This window comes from Shewanella surugensis, assembly GCF_023284005.1.
GTDB lineage: Bacteria > Pseudomonadota > Gammaproteobacteria > Enterobacterales > Shewanellaceae > Shewanella > Shewanella surugensis.
In genome coordinates this window covers 1-2,397 of sequence record NZ_JAKIKS010000269.1, presented here as the reverse complement: position 1 = coordinate 2,397, position 2,397 = coordinate 1, and the positions used below count along the sequence as shown (strand labels likewise).

General features: G+C 32.4%; 2 protein-coding genes. One reads left to right on the top strand and one right to left on the bottom strand.

Translation table 11 applies throughout. The features are described 5' to 3' along the window. Nucleotides 1-494 precede the first annotated feature (494 nt). Nucleotides 495-1,103 carry a hypothetical protein gene (locus L2764_RS26780; RefSeq protein WP_248943382.1) on the top strand — a complete coding sequence of 203 codons (609 nt, stop codon included), beginning with the start codon at nt 495-497 and terminating at the stop codon, nt 1,101-1,103. Nucleotides 1,104-1,225: 122 nt separating this feature from the next. On the opposite strand, the gene L2764_RS26775 is transcribed toward L2764_RS26780, so the two are convergent. Further along, on the bottom strand, nt 1,226-2,080 hold the full coding sequence (locus L2764_RS26775) for an Ig-like domain-containing protein (RefSeq protein WP_248943381.1): 855 nt from the start codon (nt 2,078-2,080) through the stop codon (nt 1,226-1,228). Nucleotides 2,081-2,397: the final 317 nt, after the last annotated feature.

Below are 2,397 nucleotides of genomic sequence, written 5' to 3'. Positions count from 1 at the left end.
CAAAAATAATGATAAACAAACAAGTTCAATGATGCGATAAGTACTGAAATTATCACGTTGCTCTAATAGTGAACGAATTTATGGTAATTTAATACTCAGGTACTTATTGTTGATATGGTTAAAATGGGATTAACCATACAAAATATTATAACCATACAAAATATTAGTATGGATTCCCTATGGTTATTAATTTCTATTCGGGTATTGTTAGCAAGGTTTTAACTTGGTTAATATTATGTAGCTAAATCTGTATCTTATGATCATGTGTAATATTAGCTGTAACAAGTATTAATAATTAATAACGTTTAAGTTATGGTTGTTGTTTTAGAAAAACAAGAACCAATAAGGTTTTGTATATTAAAAACAATTGGTTAGCGTTTTTTGTATAGTTAAGATGTCTAACTGATTTATATAACTTATATATTTTTATATTATGAGAGGTTAATGTAAGGTAATAGAGCATTAAGTAATTAAATATAATAAAAGAGGATGGTATGGGAGATATTGTTAAAGAAAAAATGTATGGAGGCTATTTTGTTTTAAAAAGTAATTACTGGGAAATCTTTGGCAATGAATATAAATCGGTCGTTGGCAGTGAACAAAAAATAAATATAGGATCCTTAACCGATATAAAGCTTGTGGCATCATTTGAGTTTAACATGGGGCCGAGAGTGGAAACCTCTGTTTGGCATAATGTTTATACGTTAAAAAATTGGAAGTTTATAGCTCAAGACGATGAATTTAAGGGCGAAGTTAATGCTATTGTTGCGAGTAAGCTGGATGTTTTGGCGAAGCAAACAAAAATCAATGCTGAGAACATTAACCTTTGCTCAGATACATTTGAGATATTTAATAATGAAATGAAGAGCATAAACAATAATATAGAACTAAACGGAAATACTTTGAGGAAGTGTGTAACTAAGGTTGATGATATTGAGGTTAATATTAATCAAACCGCTGTTAAAGTAAGTTCTATAGATGCACAAGTTGATGAGTTTGGGATCCGTATGTGCCGAGCAGGTATAGCATTAAATGATCTTAGTTCAGATATTAGTTCTTCAGATTTAGCTATACAAGAAGTGGGTTTAATCATGATGGGATAGCTTCATTCAGAGTAAGCCTATAATAGGCTATTTTAATTTACATGTTACCAGAGCCGTAAGAATGCGAAATGTAAGACTCATTCTTACAAAAAATCTTATTGTTAGACGTCAAAGCTAACGTTTTATTCAGTATCATTAATACGTTGGTTAATCGTTGCTTCGGAGCGATTTCCTGACATATCATAACTGATGAGTGTGGCAGTCACTTGGTTTGAAACGAGAATATCAGTGAGTAAAATATCAATACTGAAGCTACCTTGCTTTAATACTTGTGTTTTATATAGTGTGTTATTAACCGTTATGATGATCTTATCCCCTATTGAAAAGTGGTATTTAGCCATACCGGTGACGGTGATTTTTTTATTTGTTGATCCTGAGATGTGATCATGTTTGATGCTGATAGGCTGCAAGACAATGTCAATATACGGGCCGACTAACATAACTTGATAGTGTTTAATTTTACTAACACAGTATGGATAGCCTCGGTTATCATAAGCGTTAAAATGAACAGTTATATGGTTGCTTGTGGCAAGCTCAAAGCCTGGGATATCGATATCGAAACGGCCATTTTGTTCGAGGTAGGTTTGATATTGATTGCCTTGTATGTCAATTTTGATCTCGCCTTTGGGATCTATATCACCGAGGATATAACCTGTTACGTTAATATCATTGCTCGCTTCTAATATATTGATAATATTATTTGGAGTAATGTTATCTATAATTAATTCAGTATAAGGGATCGGGGCTGAACTTGAGTGATGTTGAATCGCGTTATTTTTTATTTGTGTATGACTGAGTTCATGGCCATTATTGAGTATTAATGAGAAGATTGAATCTTGATTAAATAATATCATTTCACCCGCATGAATATAATCAGTCGTATTCAGAGATAGAGTCCCCCCTTGAGAATCTTTAACCTTTAATGGCCCAGAGACCGATTTTACGATAGCACTTTGTTTAGTGATGAATATACTCATAGTTAAACACTCTCTTAACATACTGTTTGTAAAATAATTGATATGAAAATATTATTTTTTTTAACTTTATACATCAATAAGGGACAGCGATAAGCATAATAGGATTTATTAAATAAAAAAACCTTTTATTTGTCGCCAAATATGTCAATTGTTAATTGTTAAGCCTATGTTCAGTTATTTATTGAAAATAATTAAGGGATCCAGCGATCCAGGGCGGGAGCATACTTTGTCGGATAATTAACCAAAGAAAACTTTTGCCCTGTAATCATCGTCCCAACTCGCCTTTTTTAGCTTATTTCGCTGACTTGGCGCACCGC